At 64.6% G+C, this 23,360-nt stretch carries 22 protein-coding genes; 15 read left to right on the top strand and 7 right to left on the bottom strand.

Features of this window, described 5'->3' with window-relative positions; all coding sequences use genetic code 11:
- The first annotated feature begins 1 nt into the window (after position 1).
- Genes AC4PTO_RS16920 through AC4PTO_RS16910 form a run of 3 tightly spaced genes read left to right on the top strand, consistent with a single transcriptional unit; the run spans position 2 to position 1,883 of the window.
- On the top strand, positions 2-376 hold the full coding sequence (locus tag AC4PTO_RS16920) for a RidA family protein (RefSeq protein ID WP_492730500.1): 375 nt from the start codon (positions 2-4) through the stop codon (positions 374-376).
- Positions 376-1,530: a radical SAM family heme chaperone HemW gene (gene hemW / locus AC4PTO_RS16915; protein WP_492733673.1), complete on the top strand. Its 1,155-nt coding sequence runs from the start codon at positions 376-378 to the stop codon at positions 1,528-1,530. The genes AC4PTO_RS16920 and hemW overlap by 1 nt, the downstream gene beginning before the upstream one ends.
- Entirely contained in the window at positions 1,530-1,883 is a 354-nt protein-coding gene (locus tag AC4PTO_RS16910) for a YbaN family protein (protein ID WP_492730498.1), read from the top strand. The genes hemW and AC4PTO_RS16910 overlap by 1 nt, the downstream gene beginning before the upstream one ends.
- Before the next feature lie 3 nt (positions 1,884-1,886).
- On the opposite strand, the gene AC4PTO_RS16905 is transcribed toward AC4PTO_RS16910, so the two are convergent.
- From AC4PTO_RS16905 to AC4PTO_RS16875, 7 genes are all read right to left on the bottom strand, one after another.
- On the bottom strand, positions 1,887-2,777 hold the full coding sequence (locus AC4PTO_RS16905; protein WP_492730496.1) for a ParB/RepB/Spo0J family partition protein: 891 nt from the start codon (positions 2,775-2,777) through the stop codon (positions 1,887-1,889).
- Between the two features lie 4 nt (positions 2,778-2,781).
- On the bottom strand, positions 2,782-3,597 hold the full coding sequence (locus AC4PTO_RS16900; protein WP_492730494.1) for a ParA family protein: 816 nt from the start codon (positions 3,595-3,597) through the stop codon (positions 2,782-2,784).
- Positions 3,590-4,222 (bottom strand): 16S rRNA (guanine(527)-N(7))-methyltransferase RsmG, encoded by a 633-nt coding sequence (gene rsmG / locus AC4PTO_RS16895; RefSeq protein ID WP_492730492.1) that lies wholly within the window; start codon positions 4,220-4,222, stop codon positions 3,590-3,592. The genes AC4PTO_RS16900 and rsmG overlap by 8 nt, the downstream gene beginning before the upstream one ends.
- Positions 4,219-6,081 (bottom strand): tRNA uridine-5-carboxymethylaminomethyl(34) synthesis enzyme MnmG, encoded by a 1,863-nt coding sequence (mnmG, locus tag AC4PTO_RS16890; RefSeq protein ID WP_492730488.1) that lies wholly within the window; start codon positions 6,079-6,081, stop codon positions 4,219-4,221. Before mnmG ends, rsmG begins: the two co-directional genes overlap by 4 nt.
- 12 nt (positions 6,082-6,093) lie before the next feature.
- Positions 6,094-7,377, bottom strand: coding sequence for a tRNA uridine-5-carboxymethylaminomethyl(34) synthesis GTPase MnmE (mnmE, locus tag AC4PTO_RS16885; RefSeq protein WP_492730486.1), 1,284 nt, complete (start codon positions 7,375-7,377; stop codon positions 6,094-6,096).
- Between the two features lie 36 nt (positions 7,378-7,413).
- The gene (gene rho, locus AC4PTO_RS16880) at positions 7,414-8,685 is read right to left on the bottom strand and encodes a transcription termination factor Rho (RefSeq protein ID WP_492730484.1); all 1,272 of its coding nucleotides are present in this window, start codon (positions 8,683-8,685) and stop codon (positions 7,414-7,416) included.
- Between the two features lie 126 nt (positions 8,686-8,811).
- The gene (locus AC4PTO_RS16875) at positions 8,812-9,276 is read right to left on the bottom strand and encodes a CopD family protein (protein ID WP_492730482.1); all 465 of its coding nucleotides are present in this window, start codon (positions 9,274-9,276) and stop codon (positions 8,812-8,814) included.
- Positions 9,277-9,680: 404 nt separating this feature from the next.
- Between AC4PTO_RS16875 and AC4PTO_RS16870 the strand changes: the two genes are divergently transcribed.
- The 12 genes from AC4PTO_RS16870 to nadC all read left to right on the top strand — a co-directional run bounded on the left by AC4PTO_RS16870 (position 9,681) and on the right by nadC (position 23,348).
- Entirely contained in the window at positions 9,681-10,274 is a 594-nt protein-coding gene (locus AC4PTO_RS16870; protein ID WP_492730480.1) for a Maf family protein, read from the top strand.
- Positions 10,271-11,110 (top strand): shikimate dehydrogenase, encoded by an 840-nt coding sequence (locus AC4PTO_RS16865; protein WP_492730478.1) that lies wholly within the window; start codon positions 10,271-10,273, stop codon positions 11,108-11,110. The genes AC4PTO_RS16870 and AC4PTO_RS16865 overlap by 4 nt, the downstream gene beginning before the upstream one ends.
- A 41-nt stretch (positions 11,111-11,151) precedes the next feature.
- The gene (coaE, locus tag AC4PTO_RS16860; protein ID WP_492733671.1) at positions 11,152-11,706 is read left to right on the top strand and encodes a dephospho-CoA kinase; all 555 of its coding nucleotides are present in this window, start codon (positions 11,152-11,154) and stop codon (positions 11,704-11,706) included.
- Positions 11,699-12,394, top strand: coding sequence for a DNA polymerase III subunit epsilon (gene dnaQ, locus AC4PTO_RS16855; protein ID WP_492730476.1), 696 nt, complete (start codon positions 11,699-11,701; stop codon positions 12,392-12,394). The genes coaE and dnaQ overlap by 8 nt, the downstream gene beginning before the upstream one ends.
- A gap of 232 nt (positions 12,395-12,626) precedes the next feature.
- Positions 12,627-14,183, top strand: coding sequence for a hypothetical protein (locus tag AC4PTO_RS16850; RefSeq protein ID WP_492730474.1), 1,557 nt, complete (start codon positions 12,627-12,629; stop codon positions 14,181-14,183).
- A gap of 9 nt (positions 14,184-14,192) precedes the next feature.
- Positions 14,193-16,052, top strand: a complete 1,860-nt coding sequence (locus AC4PTO_RS16845; RefSeq protein WP_492730472.1) for a glycosyltransferase family 92 protein — start codon at positions 14,193-14,195, stop codon at positions 16,050-16,052.
- Positions 16,049-16,993, top strand: coding sequence for a phosphoadenosine phosphosulfate reductase (locus tag AC4PTO_RS16840; RefSeq protein ID WP_492730470.1), 945 nt, complete (start codon positions 16,049-16,051; stop codon positions 16,991-16,993). Before AC4PTO_RS16845 ends, AC4PTO_RS16840 begins: the two co-directional genes overlap by 4 nt.
- Positions 16,990-17,865, top strand: coding sequence for a class I SAM-dependent methyltransferase (locus AC4PTO_RS16835; protein WP_492730468.1), 876 nt, complete (start codon positions 16,990-16,992; stop codon positions 17,863-17,865). The genes AC4PTO_RS16840 and AC4PTO_RS16835 overlap by 4 nt, the downstream gene beginning before the upstream one ends.
- 1 nt (position 17,866) lies before the next feature.
- Positions 17,867-19,756, top strand: a complete 1,890-nt coding sequence (locus AC4PTO_RS16830) for a hypothetical protein (RefSeq protein ID WP_492730466.1) — start codon at positions 17,867-17,869, stop codon at positions 19,754-19,756.
- A gap of 138 nt (positions 19,757-19,894) precedes the next feature.
- On the top strand, positions 19,895-20,947 hold the full coding sequence (gene nadA, locus AC4PTO_RS16825; protein ID WP_492730465.1) for a quinolinate synthase NadA: 1,053 nt from the start codon (positions 19,895-19,897) through the stop codon (positions 20,945-20,947).
- Entirely contained in the window at positions 20,944-22,506 is a 1,563-nt protein-coding gene (locus AC4PTO_RS16820; protein ID WP_492730463.1) for an L-aspartate oxidase, read from the top strand. The genes nadA and AC4PTO_RS16820 overlap by 4 nt, the downstream gene beginning before the upstream one ends.
- Entirely contained in the window at positions 22,503-23,348 is an 846-nt protein-coding gene (nadC, locus tag AC4PTO_RS16815) for a carboxylating nicotinate-nucleotide diphosphorylase (RefSeq protein WP_492730461.1), read from the top strand. The genes AC4PTO_RS16820 and nadC overlap by 4 nt, the downstream gene beginning before the upstream one ends.
- Positions 23,349-23,360 lie beyond the last annotated feature (12 nt).

Below are 23,360 nucleotides of genomic sequence, written 5' to 3'. Positions count from 1 at the left end.
CATGCAGCGCATCACCACAGGCTCCCCGTTCGAGCGGACCATGGGCTACAGCCGCGCCGTGGTGAAAGGCCCGTGGTGCTTCGTCTCCGGCGTGACGGGCTATGACTACGCCACGATGGAAATTCCCGAGGATGTGGCCGATCAGGCGCGCAACTGCTTTGCCACGATCGCCGGCGTTCTGCACGAGGGCGGCTTTGCCATGGAGGACATCGTGCGCGTGCAATACACGCTGACCGATGCGGCGCTTGTCGATGCCGTCACGCCCGCCCTTGGCGCGGCATTGTCCGAGATCCGCCCCGCCGCGACGATGGTGATCGCCGGGCTGATCCGGCCCGAGATGAAGATCGAGATCGAAGTCACGGCCTTCCACCCATGATGGAGGATTGGCGCCATGGCGGCTTCGGGCTTTACCTGCACTGGCCCTTCTGCGCCGCCAAGTGCCCCTATTGTGATTTCAACAGCCATGTGGCCGCGGAAATCGACATAAACCGCTGGAACAGAGCCTATCTGAGCGAGATCGACAGGATCGGCGAGCTGACAAAAGGGCGGGTCCTGAACACGGTTTTCTTCGGCGGCGGCACGCCCTCGTTGATGCCCGCCGAGCTTGTCGCATCGCTTCTGGATCGGATCCGCGCAACCTGGCCCACCGCCAATGACCTTGAAATCACGCTGGAGGCCAACCCAACCTCGGCCGAGGCGGGGCGGTTCCGCGGCTATGCGGATGCCGGGGTGAACCGTCTGTCCATGGGCATTCAGGCGCTGAACGATGATGACCTGCGCCGGCTTGGGCGGCTGCACTCCGTGGCCGAGGCCGAGCGCGCCTTCGGCATTGCCCGCGATACGTTCGAGCGGGTCAGCTTCGATCTGATCTATGCCCGCCAGGGGCAGACGCTGGCCGAATGGCGGGCCGAGTTGACGCGGGCCCTGCATATGGCCGTCGATCATTTCTCGCTCTACCAACTGACGATCGAGGACGGCACCGCCTTTGGCGCGCGCCACGCGGCAGGCAAGTTGCGCGGGCTGCCATCAGAGGATCTGTCGGCAGATATGTATCTGATAACGCAAGATATTTGCGAAGCCGCCGGGCTTCCCGCCTATGAGGTTTCAAACCACGCCCGCCCCGGCATGGAAAGCCGCCACAACCTGATCTACTGGCGCTATGGCGATTATGCGGGCATCGGGCCGGGCGCGCATGGGCGCCTGACGCTGAACGGGATCAAGACCGCGACCGATACCCCAAAGGCTCCGCTTCGCTGGCTTGAAATGGTCGAAACGCACAGAAGCGGTGAGGTGCTGGCCGAACCCGTCCCCACGCAGGACCAGGCGCTGGAATACCTGATGTTCGGATTGCGGCTGCGCGAAGGAATCGACACCGGGCGTTATGCCCGCCTTGCCGGGCAGGCGCTTGATGCCGACGCCATCCACGAGATGGCCGATCTTGGCCTGCTGGACCTTTCCCCCGGCCAGCTGCGCGCCACCCGCGAGGGGCGCGCCGTTCTGGATGCAATCCTCAGAAGGCTTTTCCCCTGATGCGTATCCTGTGGCTTTTGGCTGGAATAGTGTCGTTTTTACTGGGCCTGATCGGGGCTTTCGTCCCGCTTCTGCCCACCGTTCCGCTGATGCTGCTGGCCGCCTATTTCTTCGCGCGATCATCCGAGCGGTTGCATCACTGGCTGATCACCCATCCACGTTTCGGCCCCGCGATCCAGGAATGGTCTGACCGGCGCGCCATTGCGCGGCCGGCAAAATGGGCCGCCACCCTGTCGATGATTGCGGGTTTCGCGCTGTCAGTCGCAATCGGGCTGCGCCCCGCCCTTCTGGCGCTTCAGGCCGTGGTGCTTCTGGGGGTGGCCCTGTTCATCTGGACCCGCCCCGATACCTGAATCCTACCGGCCCGAGCCGAGAAGCTGGCAGATACGATCCAGCTCATCAAGGTCGGCATAGCTGACAGTCAGGCTGCCGCCGCTCAACCCCTTGTGGTCGATCAGAACCTTCATACCAAGTGCTGCGGAGATATCCTGCTCCAGCGCGCGCGTATCGGCGTCTTTCTCAGGCCCCCGCGTGGCTTTCCTTGGGGCGGACGCGCCCTTCGGTTGCTGCGCCAGACGCTCGGTCTGGCGCACGGAAAGGCCTTTTGCGATGACCTCTTTCGCAAGGCGCACCGGATCTTCGGTCGTGATCAGCGCGCGGGCATGCCCGGCAGACAGCTTGCCTTCGCGCAGCCAGCCCTGCACCTCTTCGGGAAGTTGCAGCAGGCGCAGAAGGTTTGCGATATAGCTGCGGCTTTTCGACAGGGCCTCGGCCACTTTTTCCTGGGTATGGCCAAAACGGTCCATCAGCTGCCGATATCCAAGCGCCTCTTCCAGGGGGTTGAGGTCGGCGCGCTGGATATTCTCGATGATGGCGACTTCCAGAACTTCGGTATCGTCAAGCTCTCGGATGACCACGGGCAGGTCGTGCAGCTGCGCCATCTGCGCGGCACGCCAGCGGCGTTCGCCGGCAACAATCTCATAATGATCGGGTTTTCGGGGGTGCGGGCGCACGATCAGCGGCTGGATCACGCCCTTTTCGCGGATCGAGGCGGCAAGCTCGTCCAGCGCCTCGGCCGAAAAATCGCGCCGGGGCTGATCGGGATTCGGCTCCAGATTCTCGACCGGGATGCGCATTTCGGCGCGGCGCGGTGCCTCTTCCCTGGACGGGCTGGCCAGATTCACATCCGCCATCAATGCGGAAAGCCCACGCCCAAGCCCGCGCCGTTCGGCCTTCTTGTCACTCATACCTTCACCCCTTCCTTCCGATCGATTCGTGGCGCGTCAGCAGCTCTTTCGCAAGCGCCCGATAGGCCGCCGCCCCGCGCGAGGCGCTATCATAGCTCAGAACCGGCAACGCGTAAGAGGGCGCCTCGGACACGCGCACATTGCGCGGGATCATCGTGCGGAACACGACTTCGCCCAGTGTCGCGCGGGCATCGGCCTCTACTTGTTGTGACAGATTGTTGCGCACGTCATACATCGTGAGAACTACGCCCTCGATCCGAAGGTCGCGGTTCGCCGTCTGGCGGATTTCGCGGATCGTCAGCAAAAGCTGCGAAAGCCCCTCAAGCGCGAAGAATTCGGCCTGAAGCGGAACCAGGACCGAATGCGCGGCGACCATGGCGTTCACCGTCAAAAGGCTGAGCGAGGGCGGACAGTCGATCAGCACATAATCCAGCGCAAAGGCATCGATTCCGGTCTGGCGAAGCGCATCATGCAGAAGGAAGCTGCGCTTTTCGGTCGAAACCAACTCCATATCCGCCGAGGAAAGGTCCGTGGTCGCGGGGCAGATCCAAAGCCCCTCGACATCCGTGCGCGCGATCACCTCGCCGATCGGCGCCTCGTCCAGAAGCAGGTCATAGGTCGTGCGCGCACGGGCCTCGGGTTCGATCCCGAGCCCGGTCGAGGCGTTGCCCTGCGGATCGAGATCGACAAGAAGCACCCTCTGGCCGCTTTCCGCAAGCGCCGCTGCAAGGTTGATTGCCGTCGTGGTCTTGCCCACGCCGCCCTTCTGGTTTGCGATCGCAATGATCTTGGGCGCGCGCGGCCGGGTCGGATCAGACACGCGTTATTCCTTTCAACTTCAACAGGATGGCAGATGGTTCGGTCAGGCTGGGCACGGTTTCAACCTCATATTTCCACTGCTGCGCCGCCTCGTGCAACTCGCCCTTCCAGGTCCCGCCCTTCGGAAACAGCGCAATTCCACCCGGCGCCAGGTGCCGCTGACCGTAATCCAGCAACAGCGGCAGCGGCGCAAGGGCGCGGGCGCTGACGATATGTGCCCCGATCGGCGCGATATCCTCGATTCGCCCCGTCAGGACGGTAACGGGCAAAGACAACTCTCTTGCGACGGTCCGCAGGAATGTCGATTTGCGCTGATCGCTTTCCACCAGCACCACGCGCAGCGCGGGCGCCCTCTCAAGCGCCAGGATGGCAATCACCAGACCCGGAAAGCCGCCGCCCGCACCAAGATCGGCCCAGATCCCCTTCGGATCGTCAACCTGCGCGAAAAGTTGCGCGGAATCAAGGAAGTGGCGGGTCCAGACCTCATCCAGCGTGCGGCGGGACACCAGGTTGATCGCCGGATTCCACTTTTTCAGCAGGCCTTCATATGTGCGAAGGCGGCCGATTGTTTCACGTGAAACATCGCAAAGCGCAAGAAGCCGGGCCTCGGAATCCTGATCCGTCACGCCGTTTTCGCCCGCGCCTGTTGCCGCAGCCGGGCAAGGATCAGCGTCAGGGCCGCCGGGGTCACGCCATCGACCCGCCCGGCCTGCCCAAGGGTTTGCGGGCGCGCGCGCATGAGCTTGGATTTCAGCTCATTTGACAGGCCCTGAAGTGCGGCGAAATCGAAATCCTCGGGAATCTGCCAGCTTTCGTCACGCTTGATCGCCGCGGCATCGGCCTCTTGTCGCACGACATAATTGGCGTAAAGCGCGTCACGCCCCAGTTGCTCGGCAATCTCGGGCGGGATCGTGCCCAGGGCCGGCATTGCCTGCGCAAGCGCATCAAAGGAAACGTCCGGAAAGGACAGAAGCGCGAAGGCCGTGCGCCGCTGGCCGTCCTGATTCACCCGGAACCCGGCCTTCAGCGCCTCGGTCGGGGTCAGTGATTCGGCCTCGAGGAGCGCCCGGCCCCGATCGAGCGCATCCATCTTCCGCGCAAAGGCCTCGGCACGCGCGGCCCCCACGCAGCCAATCTCCTGGCCCAGCCCGGTCAGCCGCTGGTCGGCATTGTCCGCACGCAGCGAAAGGCGGAACTCGGCGCGTGAGGTAAACATCCTGTAGGGTTCGCTGACCCCCCGAACCACAAGATCGTCGATCATCACGCCAATATAGCTGTTCGTCCGGCTGAAGATCACCGGGTCGCGCCCCAGCGCCCGCGCCGCCGCATTGAGCCCTGCGACAAGCCCCTGCGCGGCCGCCTCTTCATAGCCGGTGGTGCCGTTGATCTGCCCGGCAAGATAAAGCCCCGCCTGATCGCGCAGCTCGAGCGTCGGGCGCAGGGCGCGCGGGTCGACGAAATCATACTCGATCGCATAGCCAGGCTGGAGAATCGCCACCTCTTCCAGCCCGCGAATCGAGCGGACATACCGCTCCTGAACATCGGCGGGTAGCGAGGTGGAGATCCCGTTGGGATAGACCGTGTGATCGTCAAGCCCTTCCGGTTCAAGGAAAACCTGGTGCGCGGTCTTGTCGGCAAAACGCACGACCTTGTCCTCGATCGAGGGGCAATAGCGCGGGCCGACCCCCTCGATATGGCCGCCATACATGGCCGAGCGGGCAAGATTCTCTCGAATCACCTCATGCGTGGCTTCGTTGGTATGGGTAATCCCGCAAGAGACCTGCCGCACGAAGGGCGCATGGTGCAGGAAGGAAAACATCGCGGGCACATCGTCGCCCGGCTGCGATTCCAGCAGATCCCAGCGAATCGTGCGCCCGTCCAGCCGCGGCGGGGTTCCGGTCTTCAACCGGCCAAGCGGCAGGCCAAGTGCGCCAAGCCGTTCCGCAAGCGCAACGGAAGGCTTGTCCCCCATCCGGCCGCCGGGGGTCTTGCGGTCCCCGATATGGATGATGCCGCGCAGGAAGGTGCCCGCCGTCAGCACCACGGCGCAGGCGCGGATCTCGGCCCCGTCCGCCAGCCGCACGCCCACGATGCCCTTACCCTCAAGAAGGAAATCGGCGGCTTCGCCCTCGATGACCTCAAGATTCCCGGTCGCCTCGGTCAACGCCAGCATCGTTTCACGATAGATTTTGCGGTCCGCCTGAGCTCGCGGCCCCTGAACGGCAGGGCCCTTGCGACGATTGAGCAGCCGGAACTGGATCCCCGCCCGGTCCGCGACACGCCCCATCACACCGTCCAGCGCGTCGATTTCTCGCACGAGGTGGCCCTTGCCCAGGCCCCCGATCGCCGGGTTGCACGACATCACGCCGATCGCATCGCGCCGCAAGGTCACCAAAGCCGTCTGCGCACCCATGCGCGCGGCCGCATGCGCGGCCTCGGTGCCCGCATGGCCACCCCCGACAACGATGACGTCAAAATGTTTCACGTGAAACACTCCTTACTTGCCGATGCAGAAGCTGGCGAAAATTTCGTCCAGGAGATGCTCGACATCCACCCGGCCAACCAGCGATTCCAGCGACCGCGCGGCCTGGCGCAGATTCTCCGCCGCGAACTCGGCGCGGTCCGGGCCACCGGATACCTCAAGACGCGCCGATTCCAAAGCCTCAAATGCGTGAGCCAGCGCAATCCTGTGCCGCTCTCGCGTCATGACACCGGCGCCGGCGGCGCGCGCGGACAGAATATCTGTGATTGCGCGGATCAACGCATCAAGGCCGCGGCCAGTCTTGCCCGACACCGCCAGCCCGTCGCCCGTGCCCAGATCGGCCTTGGCCCGCACGACCAGATCGCCTTCGCGCGGATCGAGAAGCGGAAGATCCCCCGCCTCGACCAGGAACACCCGCAGGTCGGCGGCCTCTGCACGCTCCACCGCGCGCTTCACCCCGATGGCCTCCACCGCATCCTCGGTGTCGCGCAGCCCGGCGGTATCCAGCAGCGTTACCGCCAGCCCGCCGATATCCATCCGCACCTCGATCACGTCGCGCGTGGTGCCCGCATGTTCCGAGGTGATGGCCGCCTCGCGCCCGGCCAGCGCATTCAGCAAGGTCGACTTTCCGACATTCGGACGCCCGACGATCGCAACCTCGAACCCCTCGCGGATGCGTTCGGCCGCACCCACGCGGTGCAATTCCCGCGCGACGGCCTGCGCAACCCCCTCGATCAGGGCCGAGACTTCGGGCGTGACATCGACGGGAACATCCTCATCGGCAAAGTCGATCGTCGCCTCGATCAGGGCGGCGGCACGGATCAGATCGGCGCGCCAGCGGTCCACGATCTCTCCGACCGAGCCGGTCAGAACCTTCAGCGCCTGCTTGCGCTGCGCCTCGGTCTCGGCCTCGATCAGATCGGAAAGCCCTTCGACCTGCGCAAGATCCAGCCGCCCGTTTTCAAGCGCGCGGCGCGTAAATTCCCCCGGCTCGGCCATGCGCAGGCCGGGCATTACAGAAAGCGCGCGCAGGATCGTGGCAACGGTCGCCACGGCGCCATGCACCTGAAATTCGACCAGTTCTTCGTCGGTAAAGCTTGCCCCGCGCGCGAAGCACAGCACCACCGCCTCATCCAGAAACTCGCCGCCCGCAGACAGCCGGCGCAACCCCGCCACACGCGGTGGCGGCAGGCTTCCGGCAAGCGCGCGGCCCGCCGCCCAGGCGCGCGGCCCGGACACCCGAATGACGGACACGCCCGCTTTGCCGCGGGCGGTTGCCTGCGCAAATATCGTATCCACCGCCATAACCCCTTATGGGAAAATGATAAACCGGCCTCAGCCGTTCATCGAATCGAAGAATTCGCCGTTGGTCTTGGTCTGCTTGAGCTTCGAGATCAGGAACTCGATCGCATCGGTCGTGCCCATCGGGTTCAGGATGCGGCGCAGCAGATAGGTCTTTTGCAGATCCTTCTGATCGACCAGCAGCTCCTCCTTCCGGGTGCCGGATTTGAGGATATCCATCGCCGGGAAGACGCGCTTGTCGGCCACCTTGCGGTCCAGCACGATCTCGGAGTTGCCGGTGCCCTTAAACTCTTCGAAGATCACCTCGTCCATGCGCGAGCCGGTGTCGATCAGCGCGGTGGCGATGATGGTCAGCGAGCCGCCCTCTTCGATGTTCCGGGCCGCACCGAAGAAGCGCTTGGGACGTTGCAGCGCATTGGCATCCACGCCGCCCGTCAGCACCTTGCCCGAGCTGGGCACGACGGTGTTGAACGCCCGGCCCAGGCGGGTGATCGAATCAAGCAGGATCACCACGTCGCGCTTGTGCTCGACCAGGCGCTTGGCCTTTTCGATCACCATTTCCGAGACCGCAACGTGGCGGGTGGCCGGTTCGTCGAAGGTCGAGGAAATCACCTCGCCCTTCACCGAGCGCTGCATGTCCGTCACCTCTTCGGGACGCTCGTCGATCAGCAGCACGATCAGATAGCATTCGGGGTGATTTTTCTCGATCGAATGCGCGATGTTCTGCAAGAGCACCGTTTTACCTGTGCGCGGCGGCGCCACGATCAGGCTCCGCTGTCCCTTCCCGATCGGCGCCACGAGGTCGATGATCCGGGCCGAGCGGTCCTTGATCGTCGGGTCCTCGATCTCCATCTTCAGCCGCTCATTGGGGTAAAGCGGGGTGAGGTTGTCGAAGGCAACCTTGTGGCGCGCCTTCTCGGGATCGGTGAAGTTGATCTTCTCGACCGTGGTCAGGGCGAAGTAACGCTCATTCTCGCCGGGCGCGCGGATGATCCCCTCGACCGTATCGCCGGTGCGCAGCGAATATTGGCGGATCATGTCGGGCGAGACATAGATGTCGTCGGGGCCGGGCAGATAGTTCGCCTCGGTCGAGCGCAGAAAACCGAACCCGTCCTGCAACACCTCAAGCACGCCATCGCCGCCGATCTCGATCTCTTCCTCGGCATGCTCTTTCAGGATCGAGAACATCATCTCGCCCTTGCGCATGGTCGAGGCGTTCTCGATTTCCCATTCCTCGGCCATCGCCAGAAGGTCGGCCGGGCTTTTCGCCTTCAGGTCGGACAGATTCAAACGCTCTTTGGTCATGGAAAGGCCCATTCGCTTTGGCACCCGGCAGGGCGCAATCGGAAGATATGTCAGAAGAACCCCTGGATCGGACGATCCGGGCTTGCGCGTCCTTTAGCCCCGCAAAGGGGCGGAGTCAATGAATCCTCAGAATTTGAGGATGACGGCAAGCACGATGACGATCATGAAAAGCGTCGGCACCTCGTTCATCATGCGGTAGCCCCGGCCGGTAATCGCGTTGCTGCCCGCCATCAGATCCTTGCGCCGCGCCGCGCACCACATGTGAAACCACGTCATCCCGATCACCGCCGCGGCCTTCGCCCAAGGCCAGGCCATCGACCAGTCCACGATGCCGGGCGTGAACACCAGCAAAAGGCCGAAAACCCAGCTCGAGATCATCGCCGGGTTCATGATCGCCTTCAAAAGCAGCCGTTCCTGATGCTGGAACAGAAGGTCCATATCGGAACCGCGTGCCACGCCCTGCTTTCTCAGCCCTTCGACGTGATAGACGAAAAGGCGCGGCAGGTAGAACAGCCCCGCCATCCATGCCAGCACGGACATGACATGAAAGGCCTTGATCCAGAGGTAGCCAGAGGCAAGCAGGTCGGTCATGGGAACACCCTTTGGGAACCGGCCCTTCTTAAAGAAAAGAAATAAGAAAAGAAAAGATGTTGATGATGTAAGCCCTGTGGAAACTGGGGATTACCGTTTTGCCAACAGATCCGCCACAAGGGGGAAGACCGGGGCCGGGCTGATCCTGAATCTTGTGGAAAATCATGAATAACTTATGTATTACAATATGTTATACTTATTTCATCTGTGGGTGATCCTGTGCATGAAATACCGGAAGCGCATGGAGAATCCCAACCATCCACATCCGGGGAATCCGGAATCCCACAGGTGGAGGATGCCCCGTGACGGGACGGTGAATCCCCGCCGCATCATGGATGCCTTGTCATGGCGCGGCTTTTCCCCAAGATTGCGCCAAAATTGTCAGCGCGCTTTTCCACAGATCCATGCACATCACCCTCGCCTCTTCCTCCCAGATCCGGGCAAGCCTGCTTCGCAACGCGGGCCTTGAGGTCGAGATCTGCCCCGCCCGGATCGACGAGGATGCGATCCGCGCCGCCCTGGAGGCCGAAGGCGCAACCCCCCGCGATCTGGCCGATGCATTGGCCGAGATGAAGGCCGCGAAAATCGCCGCCCGTGCGCCCGGCGCGATGGTGCTTGGGGCCGACCAGATCCTGGATCTGAAGGGCCGGGTCTTCTCCAAGCCCGGAACGCCGCAAGAGGCCCGCGATCAGCTTGCCGCGCTGTCAGGGCGGACGCATCGGCTGCTTTCGGCGCTGGTCGTGTTGCGCGACGGCGTGCCGCTCTGGCGTCATGTCGCAGAGGTGCGCCTTGCCATGCACCCGCTTTCGCCCGCCTTCATCGAAAGCTATGTTGACAGGAACTGGGACAGCATTCGCCACGCGGTCGGGTGCTACAAGCTGGAAGAGGAAGGCGTGCGGCTGTTCTCGAAGATCGAGGGCGATTACTTCGCCGTTCTGGGTCTGCCGCTGACCGAGTTCCTGAACTGGCTGCGCGCAAGAGGAGAGCTGAGCACATGAACGATCATCCCCGCATTCCTCTGGCCGGCGTCATCGGCTCTCCGATCGCGCATTCCCGCTCGCCCATCCTTCACGGTCACTGGCTGCGCGCCTATGGTATCCGGGGCTATTACATCCCGATGGGCATTGCCGCCGATGACCTGCCCGAGGTCTTGCGCGCCCTGCCCAAGGCCGGGTTCGTCGGCTGCAACGTGACCATTCCGCACAAGGAAACCGTGTTGGCGCTGGCCGATGTGATCTCGGACCGTGCGGCGCTGATCGGGGCCGCGAACACGCTGGTCTTTCGCCAGGACGGAAAGATCCATGCCGACAATACCGATGGATACGGGTTCATCGCCAACCTGCGCCAGCATGCGCCGGATTGGAACCCGGCGGCTGGCCCCGCGGCGGTGATCGGTGCGGGGGGCGCTGCGCGCGCGGTCGTCGCATCGCTGCTTGAGGTCGGCGCCCCCGAGATCCGCGTGTCGAACCGCACCCGTGCGCGGGCCGATACGCTGCGTTCGGAATTCGGCGCGCGCGTCGTGGTCTATGACTGGGTGCAGGCGGGCAACATGCTTGAAGATGCGACCACCGTGGTCAACACCTCGTCCCTGGGGATGGAAGGCAAGCCCGAGTTCCGCGTGCCGCTGGATGCGCTCTCGCCCGCCGCGGTGGTTTCGGACCTGGTTTACACGCCCCTGCGCACGCATTTGCTGGAAGAGGCGGCGGCGATCGGCTGCACCACCGTCGACGGGCTCGGGATGCTTTTGCACCAGGCCGTGCCGGGGTTCGAGCGCTGGTTCGGACATCGCCCCGAAGTCACCGAAAACCTGCGCAACGTGGTGCTTGGGCTGTGAAACGCCGCCCCTTCCTTCTTGGCCTGACCGGATCCATCGGGATGGGCAAATCGACTACGGCGGCGATGTTTTCCGATGCGGGCGTGCCGGTCTGGGATGCCGATGCGGCGGTTCATGCGATGTATCGTCCGGGCGGTGCCGCGGTCGGGCCGATCGGCGCGGCCTTCCCGGCTGCGGTGGGGGCCGATGGCGTGGACCGCGCCGCGCTGAAACGTATCCTGGCCAGGGACCCTTCGGCCCTTGCCCGGCTTGAGGCGATCGTGCATCCGCTGACCAGCGCCGCGCGCACTGCCTTCATCGCGCAACATGCCGACGCGCCGCTGATCGTGCTGGATATCCCGCTGCTTTATGAAACCGGGGCCGATGCGCTTTGCGATGCCACCGTTGTCGTGACCGCCCCGCCCGCGGTGCAGCGCGCCCGCGTTCTTGATCGTCCGGGCATGACCGAGGCGCAGCTGGCGCTGATCCTTGCGCGCCAGATGCCCGATGCCGAAAAGCGCGCCCGCGCCGATTACCTGATCGAGACCGTCACCCTCGAAGCCGCCCGCGCCGCCGTGCAAGACCTTGTGACGAAACTGGGGGGCAGCCATGCGTGAGATCGTTCTGGACACCGAAACCACGGGGTTCGAACCCGCCGAGGGCCACCGCATCGTAGAGATCGGTGCGGTCGAGCTGTTGAACCATGTGCCGACCGGCCGCACCTATCACCAGTATATCAACCCCGACCGCACCATGCCGAAAGAGGCCTTCGAGGTGCACGGGCTTGGCGACGATTTCCTTGCCGACAAGCCGCGTTTCGGACAGGTCGGGCAGGCGTTTCTGGATTTCATCGGGGCGGATGCGAAGCTCGTGATCCACAATGCCAGCTTCGACATGAAATTCCTCAATGCCGAACTGGGCTGGGCGGGGCTTTCCCAGATCCCGAATGATCGCGCGATCGACACCCTGCTGATCGCGCGGCGCAAGTATCCCGGCTCGCCCGCGTCGCTCGACGCGTTGTGCCGGCGTTTCGGGATCGACAACTCGATGCGCGAAAAGCACGGGGCGCTGCTCGACTCCGAGATCCTGGCCGAGGTCTATCTTGAACTGATCGGTGGCCGTCAGCCCGATTTCGGGCTGTCCGCGGGCCATGGTCACGATGCAGGGGGCGGCGGATCCGATGACTGGCGACCGCGGCCCCGCCCCGCCCCCTTGCCCCCCCGCATCACCGAGGCCGAGGCCGAGTCTCATGCCGCCTTCATCGCCACCCTGGGCGAGGACGCGGTCTGGAAGCGCTACGGTTAGGCCCCGTCCCCGGCGTTGCAATAACGCTTCTGCGGCATGGCATCGCCCGCGGCTCACGACAGAAAGCTTGACCCCCGCCAGGCAATCGGCAAAGCCTTGCCTAAGACCATCCGGGACGCGCACGGGCAGTTCGTTCCGCAATGATAAAGAATATGGTGATGGTGGTGCGGCGGCGTCAGGCCTTGGGGCGGTGCCAATGCGTTGACATCGCCACAGTGAAATGGGGCGAATTTTGCCGAGTGATATTCAGATCGCCATGCTTTGGGTCGAAGGGCCGCTCAGCTACCTTGAACAGCTTTGCATCGCATCCTTTCGGGATGCCGGGCACCCGGTCAGGCTTTATACCTATGGCGAGGTGACGCGGATCCCCGAGGGGATCGAGGTTGCCCCGGCCGACGAAATCCTGCCGCGCACGAATTTCCTCAAGCATGAGCGCACCGGAAGCCCGGCGCTGCATTCCGATCTGTTCCGTTATCGCCTGCTGGCAGAGCATGACAACATGATCTGGGCCGATACCGATGCCTATTGCATGCGCCCGTTCGAAACCGCGACGGGCCATTTCCACGGCTGGGAATCTGACACCCATGTGAATGGCGGCGTTCTGGGCCTGCCGCGTGACAGCGAAACGCTGCGCGCGCTGCTGGAATTCACCTCCGACGAATTCGCCATTCCGGAATGGTATGGCCCCGACTACGCGGCCGAGCTGCGCGCCGCCGCCGATCGTGGCACGCCCGTCCATGCCGGAGAGATGCCCTGGGGCGTCTGGGGCCCCCACGCGCTTACCCATTTCCTGACCAAGACCGGAGAGATCCGCCATTCGCTGCCGCGCCACGCGCTTTACCCCTTCAGCTTCAAGCAGCGGCGCATGATGCTCAAACCCGGTCTGGACACGGCTGATTTCATTCGGCCGGACACGTTTTCGGTGCATTTCTACGGCCGGCGGATGCGCAAGCGCCTGATCGAGAAAGAGACTGGCGGCGTTCCGCATCCGCAAAGCCTGATCGGGCGTCTTCTGACCCGCCACGGGATCGACCCCGAAGCCGCGCCCATCCCCCGCCCGAAAGAGCCCCCGCCCCCCGAGGTGCCCGAAACCCCGCCGCGCAAGGCAACCACGGCCGGTGTCAACCTGACCGACCTTGCGGACAAATACGGCTCGGACAAGGGATCGTCCAAGCACCGCTATTCCGAACTTTACAACATGCTGTTCCACCCCTACCGGGGCCGCGCGGTCAAGTTCCTGGAGATGGGCCTGTTCATCGGCGGGCCGGAACACGGCGTCAGCGCCGACCGGGAAACCACCGATCTGCCCTCGGTCCGCATGTGGCTGGAATTCTTTCCCAAGGGCCGGATCTTCGGGCTCGATGTTTCGGATTTCTCCTGGTTCAAGGATCCGCGTTTCACCTTCCTGCGCTGCGATATGGACCGGCGCGAGAATATCGCCACCGCGCTGGGGGACGAGGACGGTTTCGACATTATCATCGACGATGCCTCGCATGCCTCGCATCACCAGCAATTCGCGTTCCTGGAGCTGTTTCCCAGGCTGAAGCCCGGCGGCCTCTACATCATCGAGGATCTGCGCTGGCAGCCCGCCACATATGAACGGCCGGGCATCACCAAGACGGCAGACCTGTTCCAGTCCTACCTGCAAGACCGCGCGTTTCGCCATTCCGACCCGGCCATCGCCGCAGAATTCAACGCGCTGCGCCCCGATCTTTCCGGTGTGTTCGTCCATCAGGTGCATTACCTGAAGGGCAAGAAGGATCAGGTCGCGGTCATTCACAAACGCTAGGGGCCGGCCATGCTGAGCCACAAGATCGCAATGCTCTGGATCGGCGGAAGCCTCAGCTTTCTGGAGCGCCTTTGCGTGCAGTCGTTCCTGGACGCGGGCCATGAGGTGCGGCTTTACAGCTATGATCCGGTGGGGAATGTGCCCGAAGGCACGGTGCTGGCCGATGCGCGCGACGTGCTGGCAGGCCCGCCCTTTCTGCGCCATGCCCGCACCAACAGCGTGACCTTGCATTCCGATCTTTTCCGCCTGCACCTGCTGGAACAGGAAAGCGATGTGATCTGGGCCGATACCGATGCCTATTGCCTGCGGCCATTCCGGCCACAAGACGGACATTACCACGCGTTTCAGGCGCCGGGCAGCGTTGCCAGCGGCGTCCTGGCCCTGCCGCCATCCAGCGAAACGTTGCAGGCGCTGGCCGATCTGACCCGCACCGAATACCCGATCCCCGAATGGTTTCCCCCGCGCGAGAAACGGGCGCTTCGGGCTGCGCAGGATGCGGGCGCCCCCGTTCACGTCTCGGAACTGCCATGGGGGGTTTGGGGGCCGACGGCGGTCAACCATTTCCTGAAGAAGACCGGCGAAATTCGTTTTGCCCTACCGCAAGAGGTTCTCTATCCCGTGGGCTTTGCCGAGCGCGGGCGCATGCTGGACCCGAACGGCCCCCGCCCCGAAGATTTCGGGCCCGAGACGGCCTCGATCCATTTCTACGGCAGCCGGATGCGTCGGATGCTGACCCGGCGCCACGGGGGTATTCCGCCGGAGGGCTGCCTGATCGACCGGCTGCTGAAGCGCCACGGCATGCGCGCCGAGGATGCCCCCCTTCCCCCTGAGGCCCCCGCCGCACCGCAGCCTGCGCGCAAGCCGCGCCCCCCGGCCCGCGATCCGAAATTTCTGGCCATCACCTGCATGAAGGACGAAGGCGTCTTCATTCCCGAATGGATCGCCTATCACCAGTCGATCGGCTTTGATCATTTCCTGATCTACACCAACGACTGCTCGGACGGCACGGATCTGATGGTCCAGCGCCTGCAAGAGCTTGGCATCGCCACCCATCGCGACAATACGCGCGGCGCGAACCAGCGCGCGAGCTATCAGATCCGCGCCTTCCGCCGTGCGCTGAAAGAACCGGTCTACCACGCGTATGACTGGGCGATGATCATGGATGTGGACGAATACCTCAACGTCCATGCGGGCAGGAAACGGTTGCGCGATCTGGTCGATGCGGTTCCGCAGGCCGATACGATCTCGCTCACTTGGCGGGTGTTCGGCAATGCGGGGGTGGATGCGTTCACGCCCGATTTCCTGACCGAAACCTTCCATCGCGCCGCGCCGCTGAATTGCCGCCGTCCGGCGCAGGCCTGGGGCCTTAAGACGCTGTTTCGCACCGGCGCCTATGAACGGCTGGGCACACATCGCCCGCTTGCGCCCGTGGGCGGGGACTGGGATGCGGTGACCTGGGTGAATGGTTCCGGCACCCCGATGCCGGACCGCTATCGCGAACTGACCAAGGGCAACTGGCGCAGCGGTACCGACAGTGTCGGCTACGATCTGGCGCAGGTGAACCATTATGCCCTGCGCTCGCGCCAGTCCTTCCTGCTCAAGTCGCTCAAGGGGACGGTGCATGGCGGCATCGACCGCAACCTCGACTACTGGACCCGCATGAACCGCAACGAGGAGGAAGACCTGACCATCGCTCCGGCCCTTCCGGCGATGCGCGCGCATCATGACCGCCTGATGTCGGATGCGCGGCTGGCCGAGCTGCACGCCGCCGCCTGTGACTGGCATCGCGGCCGGATCGCCGAAGCGATGAAGATCGAGCCGATCGTTCAGATGTATGACACGCTTGCCGGAAAGGAAGAGACCGCATGAACCGCGACCTTTCCGCCCTTTCCAGGGACGAATGGCGCCAGGAGCTGATCCGCATCGGCGACGAGGGCGGTTTTTTCCGCGAACTCGGCACCCAGCACACCGCGCTTCATGTGCGCGCGGGCGACACCCTTGTCGTGACCTTCGAGAACCTTGATCACGTCTTCGAACATGGCGGCAGCCGCCTGCCCTGGGGGTTCGATTTCATCCGCTCGCACGGCTGGTCGATCCTTGGCCTGATGGCCCATGACTGGACATGGTATCGTGACGCGGCGGTGCACGACTTTTTCGACATGCTGCGCGACGAGGGCTTTTTCGAGCAGTTCTCGCGCGTGGTCTTCTACGGCGCCTCGATGGGTGGATATGCCGCCGCGGCCTTTTCCGCCGCGGCCCCCGGCGCGACGGTCATCACGATCAGCCCGCAGGCCACGCTCGACAAGACCGTGGTGCCGTGGGAAACGCGCTATTCCAAGGCGTGGGACCGGGATTTCAACGACCGCTACGGCTATGCCCCCGATTGTGCGATGGCCGCCGAAAGGGTCTATCTGTTCCACGATCCGCTGGCACCGCTGGATGCGGGGCACGCGGCACTTTTCCACGGCGCCCATGTCACCCGGCTCGGTTGCCGCATGATGGGGCATCGCATCGCCTCGGCCATGCAGGGTATGGGGGTTTTGAAACCGGTCATCGAGGGCGCGATCGAGGGCACGCTGAGCGAAACCGAATTCTACCGCCTGCTGCGCAAGCGGCGCGAATTCACACGCTATCTCAAAGAGCTGCTGCAAAGGCTGGATCAGCGCGGGAATCCGTGGCTGATGTCGGTGTTCTGCCAGCACTATCTGGCCACGCGGCGCGGCCCGATGTTTCGCAAGCATCTGAACGCCGCCAATGCCGAGCTGTTGCGCCAGGGCCGCAAGGTGCCGGGCCGGAAAGGGGCGCCATGACCGACGATCCGACCGAACTGCCGACGGGCGGGGGCGATCCGCTTGGCGTCGGGCGTATGCAGGATGTCGAGGATATTCGCCGCGCCTACATGAAGATGGTGCGCGTTGCAGATATCGGGCGGCATTTCGAAACGCCGGTGCCCGCCGAGTTCAACCAGCCCTACACCGTCACCGAGACAGACTGGACCGGCATGTCGCGCCCGCCTCAGGGCAAATATCTTAACCGCAAGCGCAACCTGCGCCGCGCGATGAACCGCATCCAGCTTTTCCTGCCGGAGCTTCTGGGCGGCGCGCCGAAGCGGATCTTCGAGCTTTCCACCGCCCATGGCGCCATCCTTGAGGTGTTGCGGCATTACGGCCATGAGGTGATGGGCAACGACTATGTGAACATGGTCAGCGGCGATACGCCCGAACAGCGCGCCATTTACCGCCGGGTGAACGATCCGGGTTTCGTGCGTGACACGGACGATTACGGCCTGCCGATCCCCTCCGGCGATCAGATCGTGGATTGGCCCTATCGCCCGATCATCGACTCCATCGGCATTCCCATGGCGCTGTTCGACGCGGGCAGGACGCCCTATCCGCTAGAGGCCCAAAGCTTCGACTATGTGCTGTCGATGCAGGCGATCGAGCATTACTGCCACCCGCAGGACTGGATGACGATCGTGGACGAGATGTGCCGCATCGCCCGTCAGGGGGTCTTCCTGCTTCTCAACCCGATGATGCCGGAAATGACCGCCGATCCGGTCTATGCGCAGGCTTTCCACAAGGCCCGCGCCGATCTGCGTGACTTCGATCGCCACGGATTTCGCTGTGTCGGCTGCCATCTGCATTGGGGCCAGGCGCTCGGGTTCAAGCTGATGAGGCTCTGACATGCTGATCCTTCACATCGGCTCTCCGAAAACCGGCACGACATCGCTTCAGCAATTCCTCAACCTCAATGAGGACCGGCTGCGCGAGGGCGGGATCAACTATATGCGCGCCGCGCGTTCGCATATCGCGCATAATCCGCTGCCCATCGCAGTTACGCAGCGGCGCGATGAGGCCCTGCTGCGCGCCATCCTTGATGAATACCGACGCGATCCCGATGCGACCCATGTCGTTTCAAGCGAGGTCATGTTCCGGATCCTCGTGGCGCAAAGGTTTCATGAAGTTTTTCCCGCGGATTTGCGCGCCGAGACGAAGGTCATCTGCTACATCCGCCGGCAGGATCACTATGCCGAGGCAATCTATAAACAGCGCGCCAAGAACGGCCTGGTAAAGGTGGACCGTCAGGCATTCCTTGCCGCGCAGATGCCCAAGCTCAGATATTCGCCGCTGCTTGCCAGCTATGCCGATCTGGTCGGGGCCGGGAACATGGTGATCCGCCCGTTCGAGCGGCGGAACTTCAGGGGCGGCGATGTCGTGCAGGATTTCGCGGAAGGCATGCTGGGGCTGCCGGACCTGGAGGGGTTCGCGCTTCCGCCTGCCAGGGCCAACCCCTCGCTCTCGGTCGAGCTGACCGAGATGCTGGGCCGGATCGCGCATGACCGTCTGGTCAATGTGCGCGAGCTGATCCGCGAACTTGGCGAGATGGACGATCCCGATCTGATCTCGTCGCGCGACACGTTTTCCAAGGCCGACCGGCTTTCGGTGATGCGCCACGTCGCCGAGGATAACGAGGCGCTGCGCCGCCGGTATCTGCCCGATACCGCGCAGCTTTTCGACCTCTCCGATCTGGACGACACGGCCGAAAGCCCCGCCCTTGCTCCCGAGGCCATCGCGCGGCGTTCCCATGCCGGCGCGCTTGCCCTTGCGCGCGCCCTGCAGAACCGTCATCGCGCGGCGGTGGAAGCTGCCGAGGCGCGGGCCGCCGCTACCGTCGCCGCTGAACCCGTGCCCGAACCGGCCGCCCCGCCCGAGGCCGAGCCCGCCCCGCCGCCGGCCTATCCGATCTGGTTTTCCGAGATCACGCCCGCAGGATCGCGGCAGGGCTTCTTTCACTGGCTGGGCAATCACGGCGCGGCCTTCGTGCAACGCTCGGCCGCGCAGCTGGTCGTCACCTTCGACAACCTGCACAATGTCGGCGACGCCCGGCCAGAGCGCGACCCATGGGCCGCGAAATTCTGCGCCGAGCGGAACTTCTCGCATCTGGGGATCATGTCGCAATCGTCCGACTGGTTCCGCGACGCCGCCCTGATCGACTTTTTCGCCAAGCTCGCGCGCGACGGGTTCTTCGCGCAGTTCGACCGGGTCTGTTTCGCCGGAACCTCGATGGGCGGGTTCGGCGCGCTCAGCTTTGCGGCACTGGCGCCGGGCTGCAACGTCATCGCCTTCAGCCCGCAATCGACGCTGAATTCTGCGCTGGTTCCCTGGGAGAAACGCTTTGCGAACGGCCGGGCCGCGGATTGGAGCCTGCCCTTCTCGGACGCGGCGGAAACGATCGCGCCGGTGGGGCGTGCCTATATCGTCCACGATCCCTTCTTTGTGCCCGACCGGATGCACGCGACCCGCCTTCAGGGGCCAGAGGTGATCCACCTCAAGGCCTTTGGCTTCGGCCACAAGACCGCGCTGGTGGCAAACCGGATGGGACTTTTGAAACTGATCATGGAGAAGGGGATCGAGGGCACCCTGACCGAAGCCGAGTTCTACCGGCTGATCCGCGCGCGCAAGGACATCTTTCTTTACCGCGAAGCGATGGCTGCCGCCCTGACCAGCCGCGGCCAGGATGACCGCGCGCAGCGCTTCCGCGCGGCGTTCAAGCGCCGCCGCAAGGCAAGATGACCGCGTTCCATCCCCGCGGATCTGCCGCCAAACGGGTGCCGGGCGCATAAAAAGCACCAAAATCGGCATTTTTCCCATGGCACTCGGGGGCACATGCCCTTAAATGCAAATCCGTCTTCGTCCTGGGGGGAGGAACCCATGCTGGACTTTGCCGCGATGCGCGCCACCCTGGCCGAGGCCTATGACCTCGCGCCGTCCCTGACGCTCGCCGAGGAGATGCGCGACATCCATGCCCGCATGGATCGCGTGGTGCCGCTGCCCGATTTCGCCCGATACGCGCCCTATATCCGCGCGATCAACCGGCTGAAGCGCGAACGCGATGCGGTGATCCTTGCGCATAACTACATGACGCCCGAAATTTTCCACGGCGTTTCCGACGTGGTGGGCGACAGCCTTCAGCTTGCGATCGAGGCGACGAAGGTGACCGCCGGCACGATCGTGCAATGCGGCGTGCATTTCATGGCCGAGACCTCGAAGATCCTCAATCCCGCCAAGACGGTGCTGATCCCCGACATGGAGGCGGGCTGTTCGCTGGCCGAGTCGATCACCGCCGACGGCATCGCCGAGATGCGCGCGAAATATCCCGGCGCGCCGGTCGTGTCCTATGTGAACACCACGGCCGAGGTGAAGGCCGCCTCGGATATCTGCTGCACCTCGTCCAATGCCGCGCAGATCGTGGCGGCCCTGCCCGAGGACACGATCATCATGACGCCCGACCAGTATCTGGCGCAGAACGTCGCGCGGCAGGTGCCGCAGAAGAACGTCGTCTGGTGGGCCGGCTCCTGCATCGTGCACGAACAGTTCACGCCGCAGGATCTGCGCGATTTCCGCACGCATTGGCCCGACACCACGATCATCGCGCATCCCGAATGCCCGCCCGCCGTGATTGCCGAGGCCGATTTCTCGGGCTCCACCTCGGGCATCATCGACTATGTGCACCGCAACAAGCCGGCGCGCGCCATGCTGGTGACGGAATGCTCGATGGCCTCGAACATCTCGGATGAATTGCCCGAGGTCGAATTCGTGGGCCCGTGCAACATGTGCCCCTACATGAAGAAGATCACGCTGGAAAAGATCCTGTGGTCGCTGCACACGATGACCGAAGAGGTCACGGTCGATCCGGCGGTGGCCGAAAAGGCCCGCATCGCGGTCGAGCGGATGATCGAGCTGTCGCGGAAAATCACGAAGTGAGCACCGTCTCGACCGATCGTGTGGTGATCGTGGGCGCGGGGCTGGGTGCGCTTTACGCCGCGCTGAAGCTTGCGCCGCGCCCGGTTCTGGTGATCTCTCCCGAGCCCTTGGGCGAAGGTGCGTCCTCGGGCTGGGCGCAGGGGGGCGTTGCCGCCGCGATGTCGCAGGGCGACACGCCCGAATCCCATGCGCAGGACACGTTGCGTGCGGGCGCCGGCACGGTCGACCCGGAAATCGCGCGCATGGTCACCGCCGAGGCGCGCGCGCATATCCTGAACCTGACCGATCTTGGCACCCCCTTCGACCGTGACGCGAAGGGCGGCTACGTCATGTCGCGCGAGGCGGCGCATTCCATGGCCCGCGTGGTGCGCGTGAAGGGCGATCAGGCCGGACGAGAAATCATGCAGGCGCTGATCGGCGCGGTGCGCGGCACGCCCTCGGTCCAATTGGCCGAAGGGGTCATGGCCTCGGGGCTGGAGGTCGTGGACGGCGATGTCACCGGCGTCTGGGTCGAACGCTCGGGCAAGGGGTCGGGCCGGGTTCTGGTGCGCGCACCCGCGGTTCTGCTGGCGGGTGGCGGGTCGGGCGGGCTTTTTGCGGTGACGACGAACCCGCCGCGCATTCGCGGGCAGGTCATCGGCCTTGCGGCGCGCGCGGGTGCGGTGATCGCGGATGCCGAATTCGTGCAGTTCCACCCCACCGCCATCGCCTCGGGCGAGGACCCCGCGCCGCTTGCGACCGAGGCCCTGCGCGGCGAGGGTGCGGTGCTGGTCAATGCCGCGGGCGAACGCTTCATGCTTCAGGTTCACCCCGATGCGGAACTTGCCCCGCGCGACATCGTCGCCCGCGCCGTCTACAGCCAGACCCAGGCGGGCAAGCGACCCATGCTCGATACCCGCGCGGTTCTGGGCGAAAAGGTGCTGACGCGCTTTCCCGCCGTTGCAGAAGCCTGCAAAAGGGCCGGAATAGACCCTGTTTCGCAGCCCATTCCGGTGGCTGCCGCCGCGCATTACCACATGGGCGGGATCGAGACCGATGCCCATGGCCGGGCCAGCCTCGGCCGGCTCTGGGTCTGTGGCGAGGCGTCTTCGACGGGCCTGCACGGTGCGAACCGGCTGGCCTCGAACGGGTTGCTGGAGGCGCTGGTCTATGCCCGGATCTGCGGCCTCGGGATCGACGCGCTTCTTGGCCCGGTCACCCCCGCGCCCGAAGTTGCGCTGGACTTCCCCGATGGCGGCGACACGCCCGACGAGGCCGCGATCGCCCGCCTGCGCCACGCGATGACCGATGGCGTGGGTGTCGTGCGCGACGCAGATGGCATCCGCCGCACCTTGCGCATCATCGCCGGGATCGAGGCCGAAACCACCTCGGAGGCGCTGCGCAACATGACCGCCACGGCCACGCTGATCGCCGCCGCCGCGCTGATGCGCCGTGAAAGCCGGGGCGGGCATTTCCGCGCCGATTTCCCGCAGACCGATCCCGCGCAGGCGCATCGCTCGCGCCTGACGCTTGACGAGGCGCTCGGGATCCGCGCCCGCGCCGTGAAGGAGACGCCATGACAGCCGCCCTGCCGGATTTCATCCTCGAACCCCTTGTCCGTGCCGCGCTGAGCGAAGACCTCTCGCCCATGGGCGATGTCACCACCCGCGCGGTGATCCCCGCGGGCGCGCGCTACAAGGCCCGGCTGAACGCGCGCGAGGCGGGCGTGGTCTCGGGCATGCAGATCGCGGCACTGGCCTTTCGCATCGTCGATCCGGCGCTGAAGATCGAAACCCTTGTCGCGGATGGCCAGCCCTGCACGCCCGGCCAGACCCTGATGCGGATCGAGGGCGCGGCCGCCGCGATCCTGATGGCCGAGCGCGTCGCGCTGAACTTCGCGGGCCGGCTGACCGGCATCGCCACGCTGACCGCGGCATTCGTTGCCGAAACCCAGGGCACGAAGACCCGCATCACCTGCACCCGCAAGACGACGCCGGGCCTGCGCGCGGTCGAGAAAATGGCCGTGACCCATGGCGGCGGGTCGAACCATCGCTTCGGGCTGTCGGACGCGATCCTGATCAAGGACAATCACATCGCCGCCGCCGGCGGCGTGCGCAAGGTGCTTGAGGCCGCCCGCGCCGCGCGCAGCCACATGATGCGCGTGGAACTGGAGGTCGACAGCCTGCGCCAACTTGAAGAGGCGCTGGAGACCGGCGGCGCGGATGTCATGCTGCTCGACAACATGGATACGCCCACGTTGCGTGCGGCGGTGGCGATCAATGCCGGGCGCGCCGTGCTGGAAGCCTCGGGCAACATGCGGCTGGAGCGGATCGCCGAAGTAGCGCAGACCGGGGTGGATTACATCTCGTCCGGGGCGCTGACGCATTCGGCGCGCACGCTGGACCTGGGCCTCGATTTCTGAGAACCACCCGCC

It is taken from the genome of Rhodobacter maritimus (genome assembly GCF_058747975.1).
Note: the sequence above shows the minus strand (reverse complement) of the source record. Positions and strands in the feature narration are given on the sequence as shown.

What these genes read in the sequence shown, in the direction of transcription:
- AC4PTO_RS16920 (WP_492730500.1), top strand. Translation starts at nt 2, where the DNA reads ATGCAGCGCATCACCACAGGCTCCCCGTTCGAGCGGACCATGGGCTAC.
- hemW (WP_492733673.1), top strand. Translation starts at nt 376, where the DNA reads ATGGAGGATTGGCGCCATGGCGGCTTCGGGCTTTACCTGCACTGGCCC.
- AC4PTO_RS16910 (WP_492730498.1), top strand. Translation starts at nt 1,530, where the DNA reads ATGCGTATCCTGTGGCTTTTGGCTGGAATAGTGTCGTTTTTACTGGGC.
- AC4PTO_RS16905 (WP_492730496.1), bottom strand. Translation starts at nt 2,777, where the DNA reads ATGAGTGACAAGAAGGCCGAACGGCGCGGGCTTGGGCGTGGGCTTTCC.
- rho (WP_492730484.1), bottom strand. Translation starts at nt 8,685, where the DNA reads ATGACCAAAGAGCGTTTGAATCTGTCCGACCTGAAGGCGAAAAGCCCG.
- AC4PTO_RS16875 (WP_492730482.1), bottom strand. Translation starts at nt 9,276, where the DNA reads ATGACCGACCTGCTTGCCTCTGGCTACCTCTGGATCAAGGCCTTTCAT.
- AC4PTO_RS16870 (WP_492730480.1), top strand. Translation starts at nt 9,681, where the DNA reads ATGCACATCACCCTCGCCTCTTCCTCCCAGATCCGGGCAAGCCTGCTT.
- AC4PTO_RS16865 (WP_492730478.1), top strand. Translation starts at nt 10,271, where the DNA reads ATGAACGATCATCCCCGCATTCCTCTGGCCGGCGTCATCGGCTCTCCG.
- coaE (WP_492733671.1), top strand. Translation starts at nt 11,152, where the DNA reads ATGGGCAAATCGACTACGGCGGCGATGTTTTCCGATGCGGGCGTGCCG.
- dnaQ (WP_492730476.1), top strand. Translation starts at nt 11,699, where the DNA reads ATGCGTGAGATCGTTCTGGACACCGAAACCACGGGGTTCGAACCCGCC.
- AC4PTO_RS16845 (WP_492730472.1), top strand. Translation starts at nt 14,193, where the DNA reads ATGCTGAGCCACAAGATCGCAATGCTCTGGATCGGCGGAAGCCTCAGC.
- AC4PTO_RS16840 (WP_492730470.1), top strand. Translation starts at nt 16,049, where the DNA reads ATGAACCGCGACCTTTCCGCCCTTTCCAGGGACGAATGGCGCCAGGAG.
- AC4PTO_RS16835 (WP_492730468.1), top strand. Translation starts at nt 16,990, where the DNA reads ATGACCGACGATCCGACCGAACTGCCGACGGGCGGGGGCGATCCGCTT.
- AC4PTO_RS16830 (WP_492730466.1), top strand. Translation starts at nt 17,867, where the DNA reads ATGCTGATCCTTCACATCGGCTCTCCGAAAACCGGCACGACATCGCTT.
- nadA (WP_492730465.1), top strand. Translation starts at nt 19,895, where the DNA reads ATGCTGGACTTTGCCGCGATGCGCGCCACCCTGGCCGAGGCCTATGAC.
- nadC (WP_492730461.1), top strand. Translation starts at nt 22,503, where the DNA reads ATGACAGCCGCCCTGCCGGATTTCATCCTCGAACCCCTTGTCCGTGCC.